Origin of the sequence: Bosea vaviloviae (genome assembly GCF_001741865.1) — a bacterium.
Taxonomy (GTDB): Bacteria; Pseudomonadota; Alphaproteobacteria; order Rhizobiales; family Beijerinckiaceae; genus Allobosea; species Allobosea vaviloviae.
In genome coordinates, this window is record NZ_CP017147.1 from 4,587,131 (window position 1) to 4,606,859 (window position 19,729).

20 protein-coding genes are annotated in these 19,729 nt (G+C 66.5%); 16 read left to right on the forward strand and 4 right to left on the reverse strand.

The features are described 5' to 3' along the window. Nucleotides 1-281: 281 nt before the first annotated feature. From BHK69_RS21025 to BHK69_RS21040, 4 genes are all read left to right on the forward strand, one after another. Nucleotides 282-566: a hypothetical protein gene (locus tag BHK69_RS21025; RefSeq protein WP_148663526.1), complete on the forward strand. Its 285-nt coding sequence runs from the start codon at nt 282-284 to the stop codon at nt 564-566. Between the two features lie 128 nt (nt 567-694). Next, a complete protein-coding gene (locus BHK69_RS21030; RefSeq protein WP_069691802.1) occupies nt 695-907 on the forward strand; it encodes a hypothetical protein in 213 nt (70 codons plus the stop codon). A gap of 137 nt (nt 908-1,044) precedes the next feature. Continuing rightward, complete coding sequence (locus tag BHK69_RS21035) at nt 1,045-1,752, forward strand: DUF1345 domain-containing protein (RefSeq protein WP_069691803.1); 708 nt, start codon at nt 1,045-1,047, stop codon at nt 1,750-1,752. 120 nt (nt 1,753-1,872) lie between these two features. Then, nucleotides 1,873-3,417, forward strand: a complete 1,545-nt coding sequence (locus BHK69_RS21040) for a GMC family oxidoreductase (RefSeq protein WP_069691804.1) — start codon at nt 1,873-1,875, stop codon at nt 3,415-3,417. A 26-nt stretch (nt 3,418-3,443) separates the two neighbouring features. On the opposite strand, the gene BHK69_RS21045 is transcribed toward BHK69_RS21040, so the two are convergent. Beyond that, nucleotides 3,444-4,820 carry a M20/M25/M40 family metallo-hydrolase gene (locus BHK69_RS21045; protein WP_069691805.1) on the reverse strand — a complete coding sequence of 459 codons (1,377 nt, stop codon included), beginning with the start codon at nt 4,818-4,820 and terminating at the stop codon, nt 3,444-3,446. Nucleotides 4,821-5,183: 363 nt separating this feature from the next. Here BHK69_RS21045 and BHK69_RS21050 point away from each other — a divergent pair, with 363 nt between their 5' ends. The 12 genes from BHK69_RS21050 (at nt 5,184) to BHK69_RS21105 (ending at nt 16,207) form a co-directional block, all read left to right on the forward strand. Continuing rightward, nucleotides 5,184-5,978 (forward strand): IclR family transcriptional regulator, encoded by a 795-nt coding sequence (locus tag BHK69_RS21050; RefSeq protein WP_069691806.1) that lies wholly within the window; start codon nt 5,184-5,186, stop codon nt 5,976-5,978. A gap of 4 nt (nt 5,979-5,982) precedes the next feature. Beyond that, nucleotides 5,983-8,046: a hydantoinase/oxoprolinase family protein gene (locus BHK69_RS21055; RefSeq protein ID WP_069691807.1), complete on the forward strand. Its 2,064-nt coding sequence runs from the start codon at nt 5,983-5,985 to the stop codon at nt 8,044-8,046. A 41-nt stretch (nt 8,047-8,087) separates the two neighbouring features. Beyond that, entirely contained in the window at nt 8,088-9,638 is a 1,551-nt protein-coding gene (locus BHK69_RS21060; RefSeq protein ID WP_069693846.1) for a hydantoinase B/oxoprolinase family protein, read from the forward strand. A gap of 90 nt (nt 9,639-9,728) precedes the next feature. Then, a complete protein-coding gene (locus tag BHK69_RS21065) occupies nt 9,729-10,868 on the forward strand; it encodes an ABC transporter substrate-binding protein (protein ID WP_069691808.1) in 1,140 nt (379 codons plus the stop codon). Then, complete coding sequence (locus BHK69_RS21070; RefSeq protein WP_083269589.1) at nt 10,865-11,605, forward strand: ABC transporter ATP-binding protein; 741 nt, start codon at nt 10,865-10,867, stop codon at nt 11,603-11,605. Before BHK69_RS21065 ends, BHK69_RS21070 begins: the two co-directional genes overlap by 4 nt. Further along, nucleotides 11,574-12,539, forward strand: a complete 966-nt coding sequence (locus BHK69_RS21075; protein WP_083269590.1) for a branched-chain amino acid ABC transporter permease — start codon at nt 11,574-11,576, stop codon at nt 12,537-12,539. Before BHK69_RS21070 ends, BHK69_RS21075 begins: the two co-directional genes overlap by 32 nt. After that, nucleotides 12,536-13,318, forward strand: a complete 783-nt coding sequence (locus BHK69_RS21080) for an ABC transporter ATP-binding protein (protein WP_069691810.1) — start codon at nt 12,536-12,538, stop codon at nt 13,316-13,318. Before BHK69_RS21075 ends, BHK69_RS21080 begins: the two co-directional genes overlap by 4 nt. After that, nucleotides 13,311-14,189 (forward strand): branched-chain amino acid ABC transporter permease, encoded by an 879-nt coding sequence (locus BHK69_RS21085; RefSeq protein WP_069691811.1) that lies wholly within the window; start codon nt 13,311-13,313, stop codon nt 14,187-14,189. The genes BHK69_RS21080 and BHK69_RS21085 overlap by 8 nt, the downstream gene beginning before the upstream one ends. Before the next feature lie 28 nt (nt 14,190-14,217). After that, nucleotides 14,218-14,550, forward strand: a complete 333-nt coding sequence (locus BHK69_RS21090; RefSeq protein ID WP_069691812.1) for a cupin domain-containing protein — start codon at nt 14,218-14,220, stop codon at nt 14,548-14,550. Nucleotides 14,551-14,738: 188 nt separating this feature from the next. After that, a complete protein-coding gene (locus BHK69_RS21095) occupies nt 14,739-15,194 on the forward strand; it encodes an RrF2 family transcriptional regulator (RefSeq protein ID WP_069691813.1) in 456 nt (151 codons plus the stop codon). A 128-nt stretch (nt 15,195-15,322) separates the two neighbouring features. After that, the gene (locus BHK69_RS21100) at nt 15,323-15,865 is read left to right on the forward strand and encodes a flavin reductase family protein (protein ID WP_069691814.1); all 543 of its coding nucleotides are present in this window, start codon (nt 15,323-15,325) and stop codon (nt 15,863-15,865) included. A 132-nt stretch (nt 15,866-15,997) separates the two neighbouring features. Next, entirely contained in the window at nt 15,998-16,207 is a 210-nt protein-coding gene (locus tag BHK69_RS21105) for a hypothetical protein (RefSeq protein ID WP_148663527.1), read from the forward strand. A gap of 16 nt (nt 16,208-16,223) precedes the next feature. On the opposite strand, the gene BHK69_RS21110 is transcribed toward BHK69_RS21105, so the two are convergent. The 3 genes from BHK69_RS21110 to BHK69_RS21120 all read right to left on the reverse strand — a co-directional run bounded on the left by BHK69_RS21110 (nt 16,224) and on the right by BHK69_RS21120 (nt 19,729). Further along, nucleotides 16,224-17,375 carry a Gfo/Idh/MocA family protein gene (locus BHK69_RS21110; protein WP_069691816.1) on the reverse strand — a complete coding sequence of 384 codons (1,152 nt, stop codon included), beginning with the start codon at nt 17,373-17,375 and terminating at the stop codon, nt 16,224-16,226. A 16-nt stretch (nt 17,376-17,391) separates the two neighbouring features. Beyond that, a complete protein-coding gene (locus tag BHK69_RS21115; protein WP_069691817.1) occupies nt 17,392-18,450 on the reverse strand; it encodes a sugar phosphate isomerase/epimerase family protein in 1,059 nt (352 codons plus the stop codon). A gap of 118 nt (nt 18,451-18,568) precedes the next feature. Beyond that, nucleotides 18,569-19,729, reverse strand: a complete 1,161-nt coding sequence (locus BHK69_RS21120; protein ID WP_069691818.1) for a Gfo/Idh/MocA family protein — start codon at nt 19,727-19,729, stop codon at nt 18,569-18,571.

The window sequence follows — 19,729 nt, forward strand, 5'->3', positions numbered from 1 at the left end:
AAAGCAAGCTCTCCGGCATACCATGCGGCAAGCCTGTCTTGTGCGTCTGCACGATACGGCCGCAGTTGGGAACGTCATTTCGAAGGGGGCGGACCTGACAGCCCTGTTCTGCCCGAGCCGCTGCAAGGCGGCGAGGCTGGCGGCGTCTGCTGCGGCCCGGCGGAATGCCCCCGCTTGTCAGGGTTTCCGAAATTGCCTGACCTCCCGCGAGACAGCCGCCGATGCCTTCGGACGGCTATATGAGATATCAGCTGGCGGGCATGAATGAGGGTGATGGCGCGATGGCATACACAGACGAACTCGAGCCGCTCCTGGCCTTCGAGCGGGAGCTGCGGCGAAAGATCGCCCTGCGGATCGCTGAGGAAGCCGGCGAGCAGCCCGGCGGCGCTCCGTCCGAGCATCAGATCGCGGTTGCCGATGAGGCGATCGCGAACTGGATCGAGGCGGGAGAGGAAGACCAGGACATGCGCGCCTTCCGGCCGATAGGCCCCCTCCAGCAGTTGCTCGCCGATCACGCGCTGATCTGCGAGCGCATTCTCGATATTCGCGATCGGCGGCTGTCGTGACGGGCAACGCGACCGTCGGTCCGCTCCAGACTGGTTAGCAGGCTGCTGCCAGCAAGGTCCGGACATTTTCATTGGAAGGACTGCCTGTCATATAGCTCGCTCCGCCGAATCGCGCCGGGAAGAAGTCCATGCCAAAACTCTGCAAGTTCACCTCGCCCGCCGACGGAAAGCCCGTCTATGTCAATCCCGCGCAGGTCAGCGTGGTCTACACCTTCAAGGGCGAACCGCCGGACACGATCATCGGGTTTCGCAAGGACTTCATGCTGGGCGTGAAGGAAAGCCTGGAGGACACCGTCAAGATTCTCGACAAGGCGATGGCCGAGAAGGCGGCTGGAGGTTAGAGCAGCTTCCAGCGAATTGGGCTCCGGTTCGCGTGCGAACGCTCCAGCTTCAGAGCATTGCTCACCGGCTCCTGAATTCCTTCGCCGCGCTCACAATGCTGAGGCAAGGTGATTGGAAAACGCGCTAAGGATCGACCATGGACAGCTCAGCGCTTGACCGACATCGCCGGCGCTGGTTGCCGATCCGCTATCTGCGGGCGAGACCGCGCCTGTTTCTCTGCACGGCCCTGGGCGTTCTGGTCAGCCTGGTCCTGCCCGACATCTGGCGGCCGACAACGCGTGCGCTGGTGGCTTGGAATGCGGCGACGATCGCGTTCCTCGTCAGTATCGTCGTGATGATGCTGCGCGCGACGCATCACACGATACGCCGCAAGGCCGCCATTCAGGACGAAGGTCAATTCCTGATCCTGTCGCTGGTGATCCTGGCGGCCATTGCGAGCATTGGCGCCATCGTGGCCGAACTGGGCTCGGTCAAGGACGTCACGGGAATCGCGAAAGGGCTTCACCTTGGCCTGGCCTTTCTGACGATCGTCTCGGCCTGGGGCTTTGTCCATGTGATGTTTGCGCTGCACTACGCGCATGAATATTACGACGAATGGCGGTCGCATCCCGAAGCGGTGCCGCAATCGCGTGGCGGCCTCGACATTCCCGGAAATGAAGATTGCCCCGACTATATGGACTTTCTCTATTTTTCTTTCGTGATCGGCGTCGCCTCGGCAACGGCCGACATCAACATCACCTCCCGTTCGATCCGCCGGGTGGCGCTGGTCCACTGCGTCCTGGCCTTCTTCTTCAATCTGGCCATCCTCGGCCTGACCATCAACATTGCCGCCGGCCTGATCTGACATCAGCCCGGCAGGCTGCCGAAGCCCGCCGAGGTCGTGCAGCCCAGCTCTGCGCCGATCGTCTGGTGCGTGGTCTCCCGCCATGCCAGAACGCGGTGTGGACAGGGAGAATCTGAGCGCATGTACGACGTGATCGTGGTGGGCGCCGGCTCGGCCGGGGCGCCGCTGGCCGCCCGGCTTTCGGAGGATCCGAACCGCCGCGTGCTGCTGCTGGAAGCCGGGCGCGACTGGCGCGCCGCCGAGGCGCCGCACGCGCTGCGCAGCGCCAACATCATTCCGTTCATGCATGATCCGGCGCATCAGGCGCAGTGGCAGTGGCCGGAGTTGATGACCCGCCGGACCGCGGTGCAGGAGCCGCGCTTCTACTGGCGCGGCCGGGCGCTCGGCGGCTCCTCCACAGTGAACGCGCAGATCGCCATTCGCGGCGTCGCGGAAGCCTTCGACACCTGGGCTGAATATGGCTGCGAAGGCTGGTCCTCGGAGGATGTTCTGCCGGTCTTCGACGCCATCGAGGGCGATCCGCAGGCCGGCACCGCCGGACCCTTGCCGGTGTACCGCGCGCCGGAAAGCAGCTGGGGCCATGTCGACCTCGCCTTCCGCGATGCGGCTCTGGCTGCCGGCTACCCCTGGCTCGGCAACCTCAACGCGCGGCAGGGCGAAGGGATTGCGACCAACCCGATCAACTCCCGCGACGGCGCGCGCATCTCCACCAACGACGCCTATCTGGAACCCGCGCGGGGACGCGCGAATCTGGAGATCCGTGGTGGCGCCATGGTCGACAAGGTCCTGTTCGACGGCCACCGCGCCCGTGCGGTGCGGGTCCGCTTTGCCGGTGAGGAGTGGACGGAGATCGAGGGCCGCGAGATCGTGCTGTGCGCCGGCGCGATCCACAGCCCCACCATCCTGATGCGCTCGGGGCTCGGCCCTGCTGCGCAACTGGCGGCGCTGGGAATTCCCGTACTGCGCGACCAGCCTTTTGTGGGACGCAACCTGATGGACCATCCGGTGCTGCGCCTCAGCCTGGCCCTCAAGCCCGGCTTCGTCGCGCATGATCCCGATGCCCGCCACACCAATTGCTGCCTGACCTATAGCAGCGGCCTCGGCGGCGGCGGCCGGCGCGACATGATCATGGTCTCCTACAACCATCGCGGCTTCGTGGGCGCCACGCCCGGGCCGGGCGGAGGGGTGGGCGTATCGCTCTACGATGCGTTCTCGCGCGGCGAATTGCGCCTGAGCTCGGCCGACCCGGACGCCAATCCCGTCGTGGACGAGAACATGCTGGCCGACCCGCGCGACCGGCTGCGCATGCGCGACGCGGTGCGGCGGCTGGCCGCGCTCGCCGAGCAGCCGGCCTTGCGCGCGGTTTCCGACGATATCCGCTTCTGCGAAACCCCGCTCAGCCCGGCTGAGGCGGCTGCCTTGCCGGAGGCCGAGCTCGATGCGCTGATGCTGCAGGAGGCCAGCGACATCCAGCACGCCGCCGGCACCTGCCACATGACCGCCTATCACGACCCGCGCGGCGTAGTGGACCCGGATCTGCGGGTGCGCGGCATCGAGGGATTACGGGTGGCCGACGCCTCGATCATGCCGACGGATTGCCGGGCGAACCTGCACTTCACCTGCGTGATGATCGGCGAAGCTCTGGCGCGGCGGATGCGCGCCTAGACCAAGGCGCGCGCTGCCCCGCCCGCTCAAGGCGCCCGTAGCTGGCCGAGTTCGTGCAGTAGCGCGGCCCCGGTACGCAGCCCGCTATAGAAGCAATCAAGTGTCAGGTTCTCGTTGGGCGCATGGTTCGCCTCATCGGGATTCGCATAGGGCGTGACGAAGGCGGGAATGCCGAGGATCTTGGTGAAGACATAGCCCGGCAGGCTGCCGAAGCCGGCCGGAATCAGCAGCGGCTCCACGCCTTGGGCTGCAACGAAGGCCCGGCGCAGCACGGGGGTGAAGGGCGAGGCGATCGACGTCTTGGAGGGCTGCATGCCCTTCTCGGCCGCGATGAACTCGACCTCCGGCGCATGCCTGGCGACATGAGCCGCTATCTTACGCAGGACATCTTCCGGGTCCTGCGCGCCCACCAGCCTGACATCGCATTTCACGAAGGCCTCATTGGGCAGCACCGTCTTGGAGCCCGGCCCGCCATAGCCGCCGTGGAAGCCGTTGATGGTCAAGGTCGGGCGGAAGCAGAGACGGTCATAGAAGGGCCGCTCCGCCGGCGCGTCGAGCCGTGCGAGCCCGAGGCTGTGCTTGAATGCCTCGACATCGAGCGGCAGGCGCTCGATCGCGGCCAGCTCCTCCGGTGAAGGGGGCTCGACGCCGTCATGGAAGCCTTCGATCGTAATCTCGCCGGCTTGGTTCTTCATGGTGCCGAGCAGATGCACCAGCGTCCAGATCGGATTGGGCACGACGCCGCCGAAATTGCCGGAATGCACGTCGCGGCTGGCATGGCGGCAGCGCAGCTCGAAGGACGCCACGCCGCGCGAGCCGAACTTGATCGCGGCCGCCCCGCTGGCATGGCGCGGGCCGTCGGCGGTCACCGCGAGATCGGCTTTCAGCACGTCCTTATTGGCGCGCACGAAGCCGGCGATGTTCGGGCTGCCGATCTCCTCCTCACCCTCCAGCATCAGGATGACGTTGCAGGGCAGAGCGCCATGCACCTTCAGATGGGATTCGATCGCCAGGATCTGCGCGAAATGCTGGCCCTTATTGTCGCCGACACCGCGCGCATAGAGACGCCCGTCACGGATGGTGGGCTCGAAGGGCGGCGAGAGCCATTTCTCGAGCGGGTCCGGCGGCTGTACGTCGTAATGGCCGTAGAGCAGCACCGTCGGCTTGCCCGGCGCCTTCTCCCAACGCGCGACGACCATCGGATGCCCCGCGGTCGGCATCAGGCTAGTCTCGAGCCCGATATCGCTCAGCATATCCACCAGCAGAGCTCCGACTTCGGCAATGCCGATATTTTCGGCGCTGATGCTGGGATGGCGAAGATAGGCGATCAGACGATCGAGGAAACTCGCTCGGTTCGTCTCGATATGCTCGAAAACCGCAGCCAGCGCATCGGAGGAAGGCATGACTTTGTCCCTGACAGAGGAAGGCTAGGTTGAGGGCGTAGAACGCCGCATGACCTGTTTCTAGATAGTTGAGCCGAATGCTTGATGAAACGGTTTATCGCGACGCCGGCATCTTCGCACGGCTTCCTTCGGCTTTCCGAAAGCCTCCCGGGCCTCGTCGGAGAGGCCTGAATCGCAACCAATTCGCCGGCCCTTTCTGACGGCGCCAGATGATTTGGGGCTGCGCGCGCCCTGATCCGGGCATCCGAAGGAAACTGATCAACACAGCCAGAGGGGGCATTGACCTCCCCGCAGCTTTCGTCATAGCGTATCAAATAACAAAATGATGTTTCATTATATGAAATGAAACACAGAGGAACGCCCTTGCCGACGAAACCCGATCCAGATGCGGCCAAAGCCGCGCCGGCCGGCACCAGCACACTCGATCTCGCCTTGCGGGCGGTCGAGTATCTGGTGCAGCAGAGCCGTCCGGCCGCGCTGGCGCAGATCGCCGGCGCGCTGGGAGCATCGAAAGCCACGATCTACCGGCATCTGGTGACGCTGCAGCGCCACGGCTTCGTCCGGCAGGATGCCGAGACCGGTCGTTACGAAGCCGGCATCAAGCTGATGGTGCTGGGCGAGGCGCTGCGGCAGCGCTTCGACATCGTCAGCGCCGCCCGCGAGGAGCTGATGACGCTGCGCGATCGCACCGGCCAGGCCGTCACGGTCTGCGCCGCGATCGACGCCGAGCTGATCGTCCTCGAACTGATCCAGGGCCGCACGCTCATCGAATTCGCCACGCGCCCCGGCACGCGGCTCGCCTTCCATGCCAGCGCGCATGGCAAGATCTGGCTCGCCTTCGGTTCGCAGGAGCGCACGGCCGCCATTGCCAATGGCGAGCTCAAGGCCTGGACGCCGGCGACGATCGTCACGCGGGATGCCCTGCTCGCCGATCTCGACGTCGTGCGCGAGCGCGGCTGGGCCACCGCACCCGACGAGGTCATCACCGGCGTCAACACGCTCGCCGCCCCCGTCTTCGACCATCGCCAGATCCTCGTCGGCTCGATCGCCATCGTCGGCGCGACGCAGTTCATCCCTCCCGAACCCGATCCCGAACAAATCCGCGAAGTCGTCGGCAGCGCCGCGCGCATCTCGCGGGGATTGACCTGGAAAGATTGAAGCCATGAGCTATTCGCTGGCCGTCGATATCGGCGGCACCTTCACCGATATCGTCCTGCGCGACTCCAAGGGCGGCCTCAGCGTCGACAAGACGCTGACCACGCATCACGACCTGCTCGAAGGTTTTTTCCGCGGCGTCGATTCCGTACTCGGCAAGGCCGGCGTCGCAGCCGGCGCTGTCGATGGCCTGGTGGTCCACGCCACCACCGTCGTCACCAATGCGCTGATCGAGCGAAAGGGCCTGCCGACAGCGCTCGTCGTGACCGAGGGCTTCCGCGACGTGCTCTCGATCCGCAACGAGCACCGCTACGATATGTACGATCCCCAGATCGAATTCCCCGAGCCGCTGGTGACGCGTGAGCTGACCTTCGGCCTGAAGGAACGCGTGCTCGCCGACGGCACGATCGCGATCGCGCCCGATCCGCAGGATATCGCGCAATTGGCCCGCGATATCCGCGCCAGCGGTGCGCGCGCGCTGGCGATCTGCTTTCTCAACAGCTTCGCCAACCCCGCCAACGAGGCCCTGGTCGCCGCAGCGCTGGCGCGCGAGCTCAACGACGTCTTCATCTGCACCTCCTCGGAGGTCGCCCCGCAGATCCGCGAATACCAGCGCGCCTCGACCGCGACGGTGAACGCCTATGCGATGCCGATCTCGCAGCCCTATCTCAAGCGCCTCAGCGACAGGCTGCGCGTCGAGGGCTTCGCCAACACGCCCTTGATCATGCTGTCCTCGGGCGGCGTCGTCGGTGCGGAAACCGCCGGGAAGAACCCGGTGCGCATGATCGAGAGCGGCCCCGCCGCCGGCGCGCTCGCGGCCTGCCATTATGCCGAACTGCTCGGCATCGACCGTTTGATGTCCTTCGACATGGGCGGCACCACCGCCAAGGCCTGCCTGATCGAGAACCGCACCCCGCTGGTCACCGGGCTGTTCGAGGTCGACCGGCGCTATCGCTTCAAGGAGGGCAGCGGCCTGCCCGTCACCGTGCCCTCGATCGACCTGATCGAGATCGGCGCCGGCGGCGGCAGCATCGCCCATGTCGACGATCTCGGCCTGCTCAAGGTCGGCCCGGAAAGCGCCGGCTCCAATCCTGGCCCCGCCTGCTATGGCCGTGGCGGCCAGAGCGCGACCGTGACCGACGCCGACCTCGTGCTCGGCCTGATCGATGCGGAGAACTTCCTCGGCGGCGACATGTCGCTCGACAAGCCGGCCTGCGAGGCCGCGATGGCGCGGCTCGGCCAGTCGCTCGCTGTCTCCCCCGTCCAGGCGGCGCGCGGCATCTACCGGATCGTGACCGAGGCGATGGCCTCGGCCGCACGCACCCATGCCACCGATCGCGGCGTCGACTATCGCGGGCTGCCGCTGTTTGCCTTCGGCGGCGCGGGTCCCTTGCATGCCTGCGGCGTCGCCGAGCTGCTGCAGAGCACCTGCGTGATCGTGCCGCCGCAATCGAGCGTGCTGTCGGCTTTCGGCACGCTGGTGACGCCGGTCCGGCTCGATCTGGTGCGCAGCGACCTGACCTTGGTCGCCCATCTCGACTGGAGCCGCGTCGACCGCGTGCTCGGCGACCTCGAAAGCGAAGGCATGGCGGCGCTCGGCCAATCCGGCTGCGCGGCCAAGGATGTCACGATCCTGGTCGGCGCCGATATGCGCTATGTCGGCCAGCAGCACGAGGTCACCGTCATCTTCGAGACCGACCCGCGCCAAAGCCGCGATGCGGGCGCCCTCGCCCAGCAGTTCGAGGCGAACTATCGCACGCTCTACGGCGTCAACCCCTCGCATGTCCCTATCGAGATCGTCACCTGGCGCGTCGTGGCGCGCGGCCCCTCGCCGCATTTCGACGGCCAGACCCGCCCGCAGATCGAGCAGGGGCAGGCCAAGCGGCATCGCCCGGTCCATGCCTGGCAGGATGACCAGCCGGTCCCAGTCTATGAACGCGCCGCGCTCGCTGTGGGCCAGACCATCGCAGGTCCCGCCATCATCGAGGAGCGCGAGACCACGACCGCGCTTCCCCCCGGCTGGAACGCCACGATCGACAGCCTCGGCTGCATCATCGCCAGGAAAGGCTGAATCCGATGGCAGGGTCACATCCAATGGCAAGGTCGCATCCGATGGACGGCGTTGAACTCGAAATCCTCTGGTCGAACCTGATCGGCATCGTCAACGAGCGGGCCAAGGCGCTGCAGCGCATCGCCTTCAGCCCGATCGTGCGCGAGGCGGGCGACCTCGCCTGCGCGCTCTTCGACCAGCGCGGGCGCATGGTGGCGCAGGCCAATACCGGCACGCCCGGCCACATCAACTCGCTCGCCTTCGCCGGCGCGCATCTCGTGCGCATCTTCGAGGGGCGCTGCGAGCCCGGCGACGTGCTGATCACCAATGATCCCTGGCTTTCGGCCGGGCATTTCTTCGACATCACGGTGCTGACGCCGATTTTCGACGGGCCAAACCTCATCGCCTATATCGGCTCGACCATCCACCACACCGATATCGGCGGCTACGGCATCGGCGCCGGCGCGCGCGACGTGCATGAGGAGGGGCTGTGGATTCCCCCGCTCAAGCTCTATGAGCGCGGCAAGCCCAACGAGGTTCTCCACGACATCATCCGGCGCAATGTGCGCACGCCGGACGCGGTCTTCGGCGACCTCTCCGCCCAGGTCTCCAGCGGCGAGGCGGCGGCCGAATACCTGATCATGCTGTGCCGGCGCTATGGCGTCGCCGATATAGAGGCCCTGTCGGACGAGATCATCAATCGCTCGGAAGAGGCGACGCGCAACGCCATCCGCAAGCTGAAGCCCGGCACCTATCACGGAGAAACCAGCTTCGACGTGCCCGGCGGCGAGATCATCACGCTCAAGACCGCGGTGACGGTCGATGTCGAGGCCGGCGCGATCATCGTCGACTTCGCCGGTTCGTCGCCCCAGACCGCCACCGGCATCAATGTCGTGCTGAACTACACCCACGCCTATTCGACCTTCGCCATCCGCTCCTGCCTCAACCCCGATCTGCCCAACAACACCGGCTCGCTCGCGCCCATCGAAGTGCGCGCGCCGGAGGGCTCGATCATCAACTGTGCCTATCCGGCGCCGGTGAACGCACGCCATGTGGTGGGCATGTATGTGCCGATGCCGATCCTGAAGGCACTGCATCAGGTCATGCCCGAACGTGTGCTGGCCGAAGGCTCGGGCGCAGTCTGGACCATGCAGATCCAGGGCAAGCGGCAGGATGGCCAGCCCTTCACCTCCTCGATGTTCAACTATTCCGGCGGCATGGGCGCTCGCGCCAACAAGCCCGGCCCCAGCGCGACCTGTTATCCAACCGGCGTCGCGGCGGTGCCAATCGAGATCCTGGAGGCGACGATGCCGATCGTGTTCGACCGCAAGGAGTTGCGGCGCGGCTCGGGCGGCAAGGGGCGGATGCAGGGCGGCGACGGCCAGAGCATCCAGTTCCGCATGCTCACCGAGGCGCCCTGGCTGCTGAACGCGGTGCCGAGCCGGTTGAACCGCGGCCCCGACGGCATCGATGGCGGTTTGCCCGGCGCATCCGGCCATTTCCTCGTCAACGGCAAGCCGGTCAGCGAAGCCAAGAAGCTGACGATGCAGCCCGGCGACGTCGTGCTCCTCGAAACGCCCGGCGGCGGCGGCTACGGAAAACCGGCATCCTGAGTGAGGCGTGAAGCCTCGCCATCAAGACCATAAAGGGCGCGCCGCAGCTTGCGGCGAACGACCCGAAAGCAAGGGAAACGGGAGGAACCCATGAAGACATCCACTGCCGTGGCGGCCGCGCTCGCCGCCTGCCTCGCATCGGCTCTGCCGCAGATGGCGGGCGCGCAGGACTACAAGATCGGCGTCTCAACCGGGCTCACCGGCTATGCCGCAACCGTCGACCGTGCCTGGCGCGACGGCGTCGAGCTCGCGGCAGCCGCCGTCAACGCCAAGGGTGGCGTGATGGGCCGCAAGATCCAGGTGATCGTCGAGGACAACCGCTCCGAACCGCAGGAATCCGTGACGGTCTACCGAAAGATGCTCAGCTCCGACAAGGTCGACGTCTTCGTCAGCGGCTGCGTCTCCGCCGGCAATTTCGCCGCCGCCGGCCTGCTGCTGCGCGCCAAGGTGCCGATGATGCTGTGCTCGATCCTGCCGCAGCTGGCCGAGCATCTGCCCTGGGCTTTCACCACGCTGCCGCCGGCTGGTTTCGAGGTCGACAAGCGCCTCGAATTCCTCAAGGAGAAGACGCAAATCCGCAAGATCGCAGTACTGCATGACCCCACGCCCTACGCCAATCTCCAGAAGACCGTGGCCGAGCGCAACGCCGCGAAATACGGGCTCGAAATCGTCTCGATCGAGCAATACAAGCAGGACGACGCCGATCTCAGCGTCCAGATCAGCAAGGCGCGCTCGGCTGGGGCCGGCGCCATCCTGAAGATCGGGCTCGGCGGCACCACGCTGACCGCCGCCAAGAATATCAAGCAGCTCGGCGCCGACATGCTGCTCTTGACGAGCCTCGAGGACCTCGCCGTGTTCGGCCCCGTCGCCGAGGTGCTGGGCGACAAGTTCTTCTTCGTCGCCTCGCCCTCGCAGGTCTATGAGGCGCTGCCGGACGGCCCGCTCAAGACCAGCATCAAGGCCTTCCTCGATCCCTGGCGCGAGAAGTACCGGGATCGCGACCCGAACTGGGCCTCGCGCGGCTGGGATGGCGTAATGCTCACCGTCGCCGCGATCGAGCAGGCCAAGTCCTTCGAGGGCGAGAAGCTCCGCGCGGCCTATGAGGAGCTGAAGGGCTTCCAGGGCACGACCGGCGTCTATAATTTCCGGCCCGACCTGCATCAGGGCATCACCGAAAACCCCTTCGTGCTGGCGACGATCCAGAACGGCGCGGTCAAGGTGGTGCAATGAACCTGGCCACGGCGCCGGGCGTCGCGGCTCCCGCGCCCATATTGGCGGCGACAGGGCTCTCGGCCCGCTATGGCCATGTCCAGGCGCTGCATCCGCTCGATATCCGGATCGGCGAAGGCGAGCTCGTCGCCGTGCTCGGTCCCAACGGCGCCGGCAAGTCGACCTTGCTGCGGGCGCTGATGGGGCTGGTCTCGAATGCGGGCGAGGTCCGCTTCCGGGACGCGCCATTGCCGCGCCAGGATGTCGTCGCCGTCGCCTCGCGCGGCATCGTCCTGGTGCCGGAAGGACGCGGCATCTTCGGGCCGATGAGCGTGGCCGATAATCTCGAGCTCGGCGCCTATCGTCTGCGCGACAAGCCCGAATTCGCTCGCCGGCGCGAGCGCGTGCTGACGCTCTTCCCGCGTCTCAAGGAGCGGCTGGGGCAGATGGCGGGCTCGATGTCGGGCGGCGAGCAGCAGATGCTCGCCATCGGCCGGGCGCTGATGGCCGGCCCCAAGATCCTGCTTCTGGACGAGCCTTCGCTTGGCCTGGCTCCCCGCGTCACCGACGAGATCCTGGAGACGCTCGGCCTCCTCAACCGCGAGGGCCTCGCGATCGTGCTGGTCGAGCAGAAGGCGCCGCTGGCGCTGAAGCTCGCAGCGCGAGTCTACCTGCTTTCCCTCGGGCGCATCGTCGCCGAACTCGATCCGCGTGACATCACATCCCATGACGATCTCGCCCAGCATTACCTCTCCTGACCGGCGCCGCTTGCGGCTTCTCGGCCTGCTGCCCTGGCTCTTCGCCGGCGCGGTCGTCGGCTATGCCATCCTTGTCGGCGGCTATGCGGCCACCGTCGTCTCCTTCGCGCTGATCTATGCCGTCTTCGTCACCGGCCTGAACCTGTTCATGGGCTTCGCCGCCCAGGTCTCCTTCGGCCAGAACGCCTTCGCGGCGATCGGCGGCTATGTCTCGGCCGTGCTCACCGCAAGCCATGGCTGGAGCCCCCTGCCCGCCATGGCGCTGGGCATGGCCGCAGCCGTGCTGGCTGCCGCCATCATCGGCTTTCCGACCTTGCGGCTGAAGGGTCACTACCTCGCCATGGGCACGCTCGCCATCGGCCTGATCGCCTATGAGATCACGGTCGAATGGCAGTCGGTGACGCAAGGCTATATGGGCATTTCCGGCATCCCGCCGCTTAGCCTGGCCGGCTACGAGGTTTCCTCAGATCGCGGCCAGCTCGTCATACTGGCGCTCGTCGTCGCAGGCGGCGCTTTCGCCGCAGCGCGCATCCGCCGCTCGCGCTTCGGCCGCGCCTTGTCAGCCGTGGCGGGCAGCGAGGAAGCCGCCCAGGCGCTGGGCATCGATGTCGCGCGCTATAAGCTGATGGCCTTCCTGCTCTCGGCCGGTTTCGCCGCGCTGGCCGGCTCGCTCTTCGTCCATGTCGTCGGTTTCGTCAGCCCGGAGGTGTTCGGGCTGCACATGGTCATCGTCACCTTCACCATGCTCTATGTCGGCGGCATCGGCACCGTCGCTGGGCCGTTGATCGGCGCGCTGATCGTCAGCCTGCTGCCCGAGACCTTCCGCGCCTTCAAGGATTATCAGGACCTCGCCTATGGCGCGGCGCTGATCCTGCTCTTGATCTATGCGCCGCGCGGTCTCGCCAGCCTGTTCTCGACGCGGGGGCGCTCATGACCCGCCTGAAGCTCGAAGGCGTGACGCGCCGCTTCGGCGGCCTCGTTGCCGTCGACGATGTCAGCTTTTCCGTACCGGCCCAGGGCGTCACCGCCGTGATCGGTCCCAATGGCGCCGGCAAGACCACATTGTTCAACCTGATCTCGGGCTTCCTGCCGCCGAGTTCAGGACAGATCATCTTCGAGGAGCAGGACATCACCGGCCTGCCGCCGGTCAGGATCGCGGCGCGCGGGCTGGTGCGTACCTTCCAGCTCGTCAGGCTGTTCGAGGATCTGAGCGTGCTCGACAACGTCAAGGTCGGCTGCCATCTGCATGGCAAGGCCGGCCTGTTTTCGGCCCTGCTGCGCCCGGCCTCGGCCCGGCGCGAGGAGGCCGAGGTCGAAAGCCGCGCCCGCGAGCTCCTGGCTTTCACCGGCCTTGCCGCACTGGCCGAGGAGCCCGCCTCTAGCCTGCCCTATGGCCGGCAGCGCCTGCTCGAACTGGCTCGCGCCATGGCAGCGGGGCCGCGCCTGATCCTGCTCGACGAGCCGGCGGCGGGACTGAACGCCGAGGAATCGGCCGCCTTGTCGCGGATCATCAGGCGCATCGCCGAGACGGGCACGACAGTGCTGCTGGTCGAACACGACATGACCCTGGTGATGAACACCGCCGACCGGATCGTCGCGGTCGATTTCGGCCGCAAGATCGCCGAGGGCACGCCGGCGGAGATCCGCTCCGACCCGGCCGTGATCGCGGCCTATCTCGGCGCCCCCGCCAGCAAGGAAGCGGCCCATGGCTGACTGGTCCTATATTCCCCAGGTCCTCGTCAGCGGGCTCGGCATCGGCTGCGTCTATGGGCTGATCGGCATCGGCTTCTGCGTGATCTACAACGCCAGCGGCATCGTGAACTTCGCGCAGGGCGCCTTCGTGATGCTCGGCGGCATGATCACCCAGACGCTGTTCAGCCGCCACGGCCTGCCCTTGCCGGTGGCAGCGCTGGTCGCGGTCGCGGCCGTCGCAGCGCTCGGCGTCGCGATCGAGCGGATCGTCGTCAGGCCGCTCTGGAACCGCAAGGCGACGATGTTCGTGATGATCCTGGCGACGCTCGCAGCCCAGATCGTGATCGAGCGCTTGACGCTGATCGCGGTCGGCGACCAGCCCAAGACGCTGCCGGTCTTCACCGACCTGCCGCCCCTCATGATCGGCAGCGTCGCGATCGGCACGCAATTCCTCTGGATTGTCGGCGGTTCGCTCGCGATCGTCGCGCTGCTTGCCGCCTTCTTCGCCCTGACCCGGACCGGCAAGGCGATGCGGGCCTGCTCGATCAACCGCGAGGCGGCGGCGCTGCAAGGCATCCCGGTCTCGCGCATGCTGGCGCTGGCCTTCGCGCTCAGCGCCGCGCTCGGCGCCATCGCCGGCATATTGATCACGCCGACGCAATACACCGCCTTCAATGTCGGCGTGCCCTTCGCCATCAGCGGCTTCATCGCCGCCATCGTCGGCGGCTTCGGGCGTCCCTTCGGGGCCTTTCTCGGCGGGCTGCTGCTCGGCCTGATGCAGGCGCTCGCCATCGTCGTCTTCGGCGCCGGCCTCAAGACCGTCGCGGCCTTGTCGGTGCTGCTGCTGTTCCTCTTCATCCGCCCATCGGGAATCCTCGGCGCGGCCAAGTGAGCCCGCCTGTCACGACAGGAGACAAGCCATGGACATCCACAAGATCGACTGGAGCCAGCTCCCCTGGACGCCGGTGCGCCCGGGCGTCGAGCGCAAGGCCTTTTCGGGCAGCGCCGCGACGCTGGCGCTGCATAAACTGATGCCGGGCCATGAGCCAAAACCCCACAGCCATCCCCATGAGCAGATCGCCTATATAGTCAGCGGCACGATCCGCTTCGTCGTCGGCGGCGAGGAACATCTCCTGGGACCGGGCTCGCTCCTGGTCGTGCCGGCCAATGTCGAGCATTGGGGCGAGGTCGTCGGCGACGAGCCCGTGATCAATCTCGACGTCTTCACGCCGCGCAGGCCTGAATACGCCTGATTAGGGGAATCGCCCGTACAGCACGATCCTCAAGCCGAGAGCCCGCTCCGGAATTTTGATCTCCGCAACCTCGCAGGATCGACATGCGCGCCGCGCCGGCGCCGATCGAACGAGAAAATTCTGTTGATGCAGCCGTAGAAATTGAGATAGGCCATATACAAATAAGAGCATAAACGGGGATTGGCGCGATGCTCACCAACAAAGGCAAATACGGCATCAAGGCGATCATCCACCTGGCTAAGCTGGAAGCAGGCGAAACCGCTCAGGTCGCTCACATCGCGCAGACGAACAACATCTCGAAAAAATTCCTCGATGCGATCCTGCTCGATCTGCGCAACGCCGGCATGCTGCGCAGCAAGAAGGGACCCGGCGGCGGCTACGCGCTGGCGAAACCCGCGCGGGCGATCAAAGTGGGCGCCGTCATTCGCGCGCTCGAAGGCCCCATCGCCCCCATCGCCTGCGCAAGCCGTTCGGCCTTTCGCGCCTGCGAGGATTGCGGCGACATCGAAACCTGCGCGGTCCGCTCGGTGATGAGCGAGGTTCGCGACGCCATGGCCTCGGTCATCGACAACACCACCATCGCCGATCTGGTGGCGCGATCCCGCGGGCATCAGAGGGAACCGGCGGGGCAGCTCGCACTCTAGAACGGGCAACTCATGCGAGAGTTTGTCTAGCATATCTATAGACAATTTTCGGCCAAGACCCTAGCCTGACTGTCCGTTCGGGTGCGCCGCGGTTCCGCGCGCCCTCCCCATCCTTCCGGGCAGTTTCCATGAATCAGCAGGTCAGCGGCTTCAGGCCAGCCGATATCGAAGCTGTGGCGTTCAAATCCGTGATGCGCAACGTTGCCGGCGCCGTCAGCATCGTGACAGCCACGCAGGGCGGCGCCCGCGCGGGATTGACCGCAACCTCCCTGACAGCGCTGTCGGCGGAGCCGCCAACCGTGATCGTCTGCGTCAACAGAACGGCATCCGCCTGGCCGACGATCGAGCGCGCCGGCCATTTCGCGATCAATGTGCTGGCCGCCCGGCATCAGTCGATCGCCGACCGCTTCGCCGGCCGGGGCGGGTTCAAGGGCGACGCGCGCTTCGGAGAGGGCGACTGGACCCGCCTGGTCACGGGCGCTCCCGTGCTGGAAGGGGCGCTCGCCATCCTCGATTGCGAGACCGAGGAGGCAATCGAGCGGCACTCGCATACGATCCTGATCGGCCGCGTCAAGGCGATCCGCGAAGCCGAGACGGAGGGCGCCCTGCTCTATTGGCGCGGAATCTACGGCAAGCTCGACGAGACCCTGCAATACGGCGCCGGCATCTGAGAGCAGCCGACGGCGGCGTATGGCTCAAACCGCGCCAGCGGCCGCTGCGCTCGATTGCATGCCCTCGCCTGTCCGGAATTGACCGGGCAAGGGCATTCGGTGTCTTCACGGCCCAGAGTCGCTAACAGCCTCTTGTCACCGCAATTGCGTCATCAGCGCATCGGCGCCCTTGTCGAGCCGTTTCTATACACCGTGATCGAGGGGCCGGCCTGCGCCCTGGCTCTGGAGGGCGAGGCCGCGACATCGGAGAAAGCACTGCGCGAGCGTGTCACCGCTGCGGTCAACCTGTTCCTGAACGGCTTGCCGCGACCATCCCCGCAACCGGCCTCGCCGGTCCGCTAGAACAGAACGACGGCCCTCACGACTCCGCCGTCACCCAGAGCCCGCCCGCAGCATGGGAGCGCAGCGCCGCCTCGACCATGGCGACGCCGGCGAAACCGTCCTCGATCGTCGGGAAGCTGACCATCGGATCGAGCGGCGCGCCTTTGCGCCGGGCCAGGATCGCCTCGGCCACCTCCGCATAGATCGTCGCGAAGGCCTCCAGATAACCTTCCGGATGGCCCGAGGGAATGCGGCTGACCCGCTGTCCGGCGGCATTCACCGCTGGCGTACCGCGCTTGATGAGACGTGGCGCCTCCCCGAGCGGCGACCAGAGGAGCTGGTTGGGCTCCTCCTGCGACCAGTCGAGGCCGCCTTTCTCACCAAAAACCCGCAGCCGCAGGCCGTTGTCGCTGCCCGGCGCGACCTGGCTCGCCCAGAGCGCGCCGCGCGCGCCATTGCCGTAGCGCAGCAGGATCTGGGCGTTGTCGTCGAGCCGGCGTCCCGGCACGAAGCTGGTCAATTCGGCCAGGATCTGCTCGGGAGCCATGCCGGTGACGAAATGCGCCAGCTGGTAGGCATGGGTGCCGATATCGCCGATGCATCCGCCCGCGCCCGAACGCGTCGGATCTGTGCGCCATTCCGCCTGCTTCTGGCCGGTCGCCTCGAGCGGCCCGGCGAGCCAGTCCTGCGGATATTCCACCTGCACGACCCGGATCGCCCCGAGATCGCCTGCCTGCACCATGGCGTGGGCATGCCGGACCAGCGGATAGCCCGAATAGTTGTAGGTGACCGCGAAGATCAAACCGCTCGCCCGCGCCTTGTCGCGCAGCCGGCGCGCCTCCGCCAATGTCGCCGTCAGCGGCTTGTCGCAGATCACATGCAGGCCGGCATCGAGAAAGGCCTCGGCCACTGGCGCATGCATATGGTTGGGCGTGACGATCGCCACGGCCTCGATGCCGTCGCCGCGCGCAGCCTCGGCTCGGGCCATGCTGCGATAGTCGGGATAGGAGCGCTCCAGTGGAAGCCCGATTGCCTCAGCCGAACGCCGCGCCTTGTCGGGCGAGGCGGAGAGCGCCCCTGCGACCAATTCGTAGCGGTCGTCGAGGCGGGCGGCGATGCGGTGGACGGCGCCGATGAAAGCGCCTTCGCCGCCCCCTACCATCCCCAGTCGAATGCGTGGCTCGGCCATCACGGCATCTCCTCGTTCAGCTCAGGCCCAGCATGCGGCGCAGCTGCGCATCGTCGCTGCCGGCGCCGGCGAAATCGTCGAACGCCTTGTCGGTGACGCGGATGATCTGGTCGGCGATGAAGGCCGCGCCCTCGCGTGCACCATCCTCGGGATGCTTCAGGCAGCACTCCCATTCCAGCACCGCCCAGCGATCATAGCCGATGGCGGCGAGCCTGGAGAAGATTGCCTTGAAATCGACCTGCCCATCGCCCAGCGAGCGGAAGCGGCCGGCGCGATTGAGCCAGGGCTGGAAGCCGGAATAGACGCCTTGCCGGCCGCTCGGATTGAACTCCGCATCCTTGACGTGGAAGGCCCGGATGCGCTCGGCATAGATGTCGATGAAGGCGAGATAATCGAGCTGCTGCAGCAGGAAATGCGACGGATCGTAATTGATCGCGCAGCGCGGATGATTGCCGACGCGCTCCAGGAACATCTCGAAGGTTGCGCCGTCGAAGACATCCTCGCCGGGATGGATCTCGTAGCAGAGATCGACACCCGCCTCCTCATAGGCGTCGAGAATCGGCCGCCAGCGCCGGCCGAGTTCATCGAAGGCGGTCTCGATCAGCCCCGGCGCACGCTGCGGCCAGGGATAGAGGAAGGGCCAGGCCAGCGCCCCGGTGAAGCTGACGCTGCCGCTGAGTCCGAGCCGCCGCGAGGCTTGCGCGGCCTTCATCATCTGATCGACGGCCCAGGCCTGGCGCTCCTGCGGCTTGCCCCTGAGGGCCACTGGGGCGAAGGCGTCGAAGGCCTCGTCATAGGCGGGGTGGACGGCGACGAGCTGGCCCTGGAGATGGGTCGAGAGTTCGGTGATCGCGAGACCATGGCTCGCCGCCACCCCTGCAACCTCGTCGCAATAGCCCTGCGAGCCCGCCGCCTTGTCGAGATCGAACAGGCGGGCATCGAAAGTCGGGATCTGGACGCCCTTATAGCCGAGCCCGGCCGCCCAGCCGCAAATCCCGTCGAAACTGTTGAACGGCGCGGCATCGCCAGCGAACTGCGCCAGGAAGAGCGCCGGTCCTTTCATCGTAGCGGGCATCGATCTCTCCTGCGTCCAGCGTCTCTGGTTGATGCTGCGGACCAGCTCTCCAGCCGGTCCCGAATTGGCCTCCGGAGCGTCCGCCCCGGAGGAATAGGCGATGAATTGCGGGCCTTGTTCAGCTCGCCGCAGCGCGCCAATAGGACGCCGCCTCCGCATCGGAGAGCGGCGCAGGCCGTTCCATGCGCGACTCCACCGCAATCGTGCCGCCATGCTCGCCGGCCCGCAGGATCGCATGCATGGCTTCCAGCACATGTGCCGCGAAGGCGCCCGACGCGCGATGCGGAGTTCCGTGCAGGACAGCGCTTGCCAGCTCGGCGATGCCGAGGCAGCGGTAATTCGCCCGGTCGGGTGCGCTGGCGGGCCAGTTCGGCGAGCGCCAATTCGGCTTGCCATAGAGCCGCTCTGCGGAATCGAGCACCTGCCAGTCCTCGCCGCGTGCGGTGATCTCGACCGTGCCGCCGAAGAAATTCGGATCGGGCACGCGCAGAGAGCCCTCGGTACCGTAAAGCTCGATAGGCGGATGACCGTGCTTCCACACGTCCCAGCTCATCGACAGCACGATGTCGGCGCCCCCTACGAAATGCAGCAGCGCCATCACGGTCGTCGGCGTCTCGACCGTGATGCGGTCGCCCTTGCGCGCGCCCTCGGCCGTGACCAGCCGCTCCGCGAAGCCGGTCGAGGCGCGGGCCTGCACGCTCTCGATCGGCCCGAGCAGGTTGCACAGCGCGCCGAGATAATAGGGTCCGATGTCGAGGATCGGCCCGCCGCCAGGCTTGAAGAAGAACTCCGGATTCGGGTGCCAATGCTCCATGCCGTGGGACATCAGGAAGCAGGAGCCCGCCAGGATGCGCCCGACCTTGCCGCCGTCGACGATGTCCCGGGCGAGCCGCCCGCCCGCGCCGAGAAAGGTGTCGGGCGCGCAGCCGAGCTTCAGTCCGCGGCGATCGGCCTCTTGCACGAGCCGCAAGCCATCCTCTGCCGAGACACAGAGCGGCTTTTCCGAGAAGACATGCTTGCCGGCCGCTAGCGCGGCTTGGCTGACGGCGAAATGGGCGTTCGGCGTCGTCAGATTGACGACGATATCGACCTCCGGATCACGCAGCGATTCATCGATCGTAAGCGCCCGGATGCCGAATTTTTCAGCCTGGGCGCGTGCGCATTCAGCGAGCAGATCGGCGCAGGCGACGAGGCGCACGCCTCGAAACAGCGTGAGGTTCTGCATGTAGATGGTTGAAATGACTCCGCAACCGACGATTCCGACACCAAGTTCGGTCAT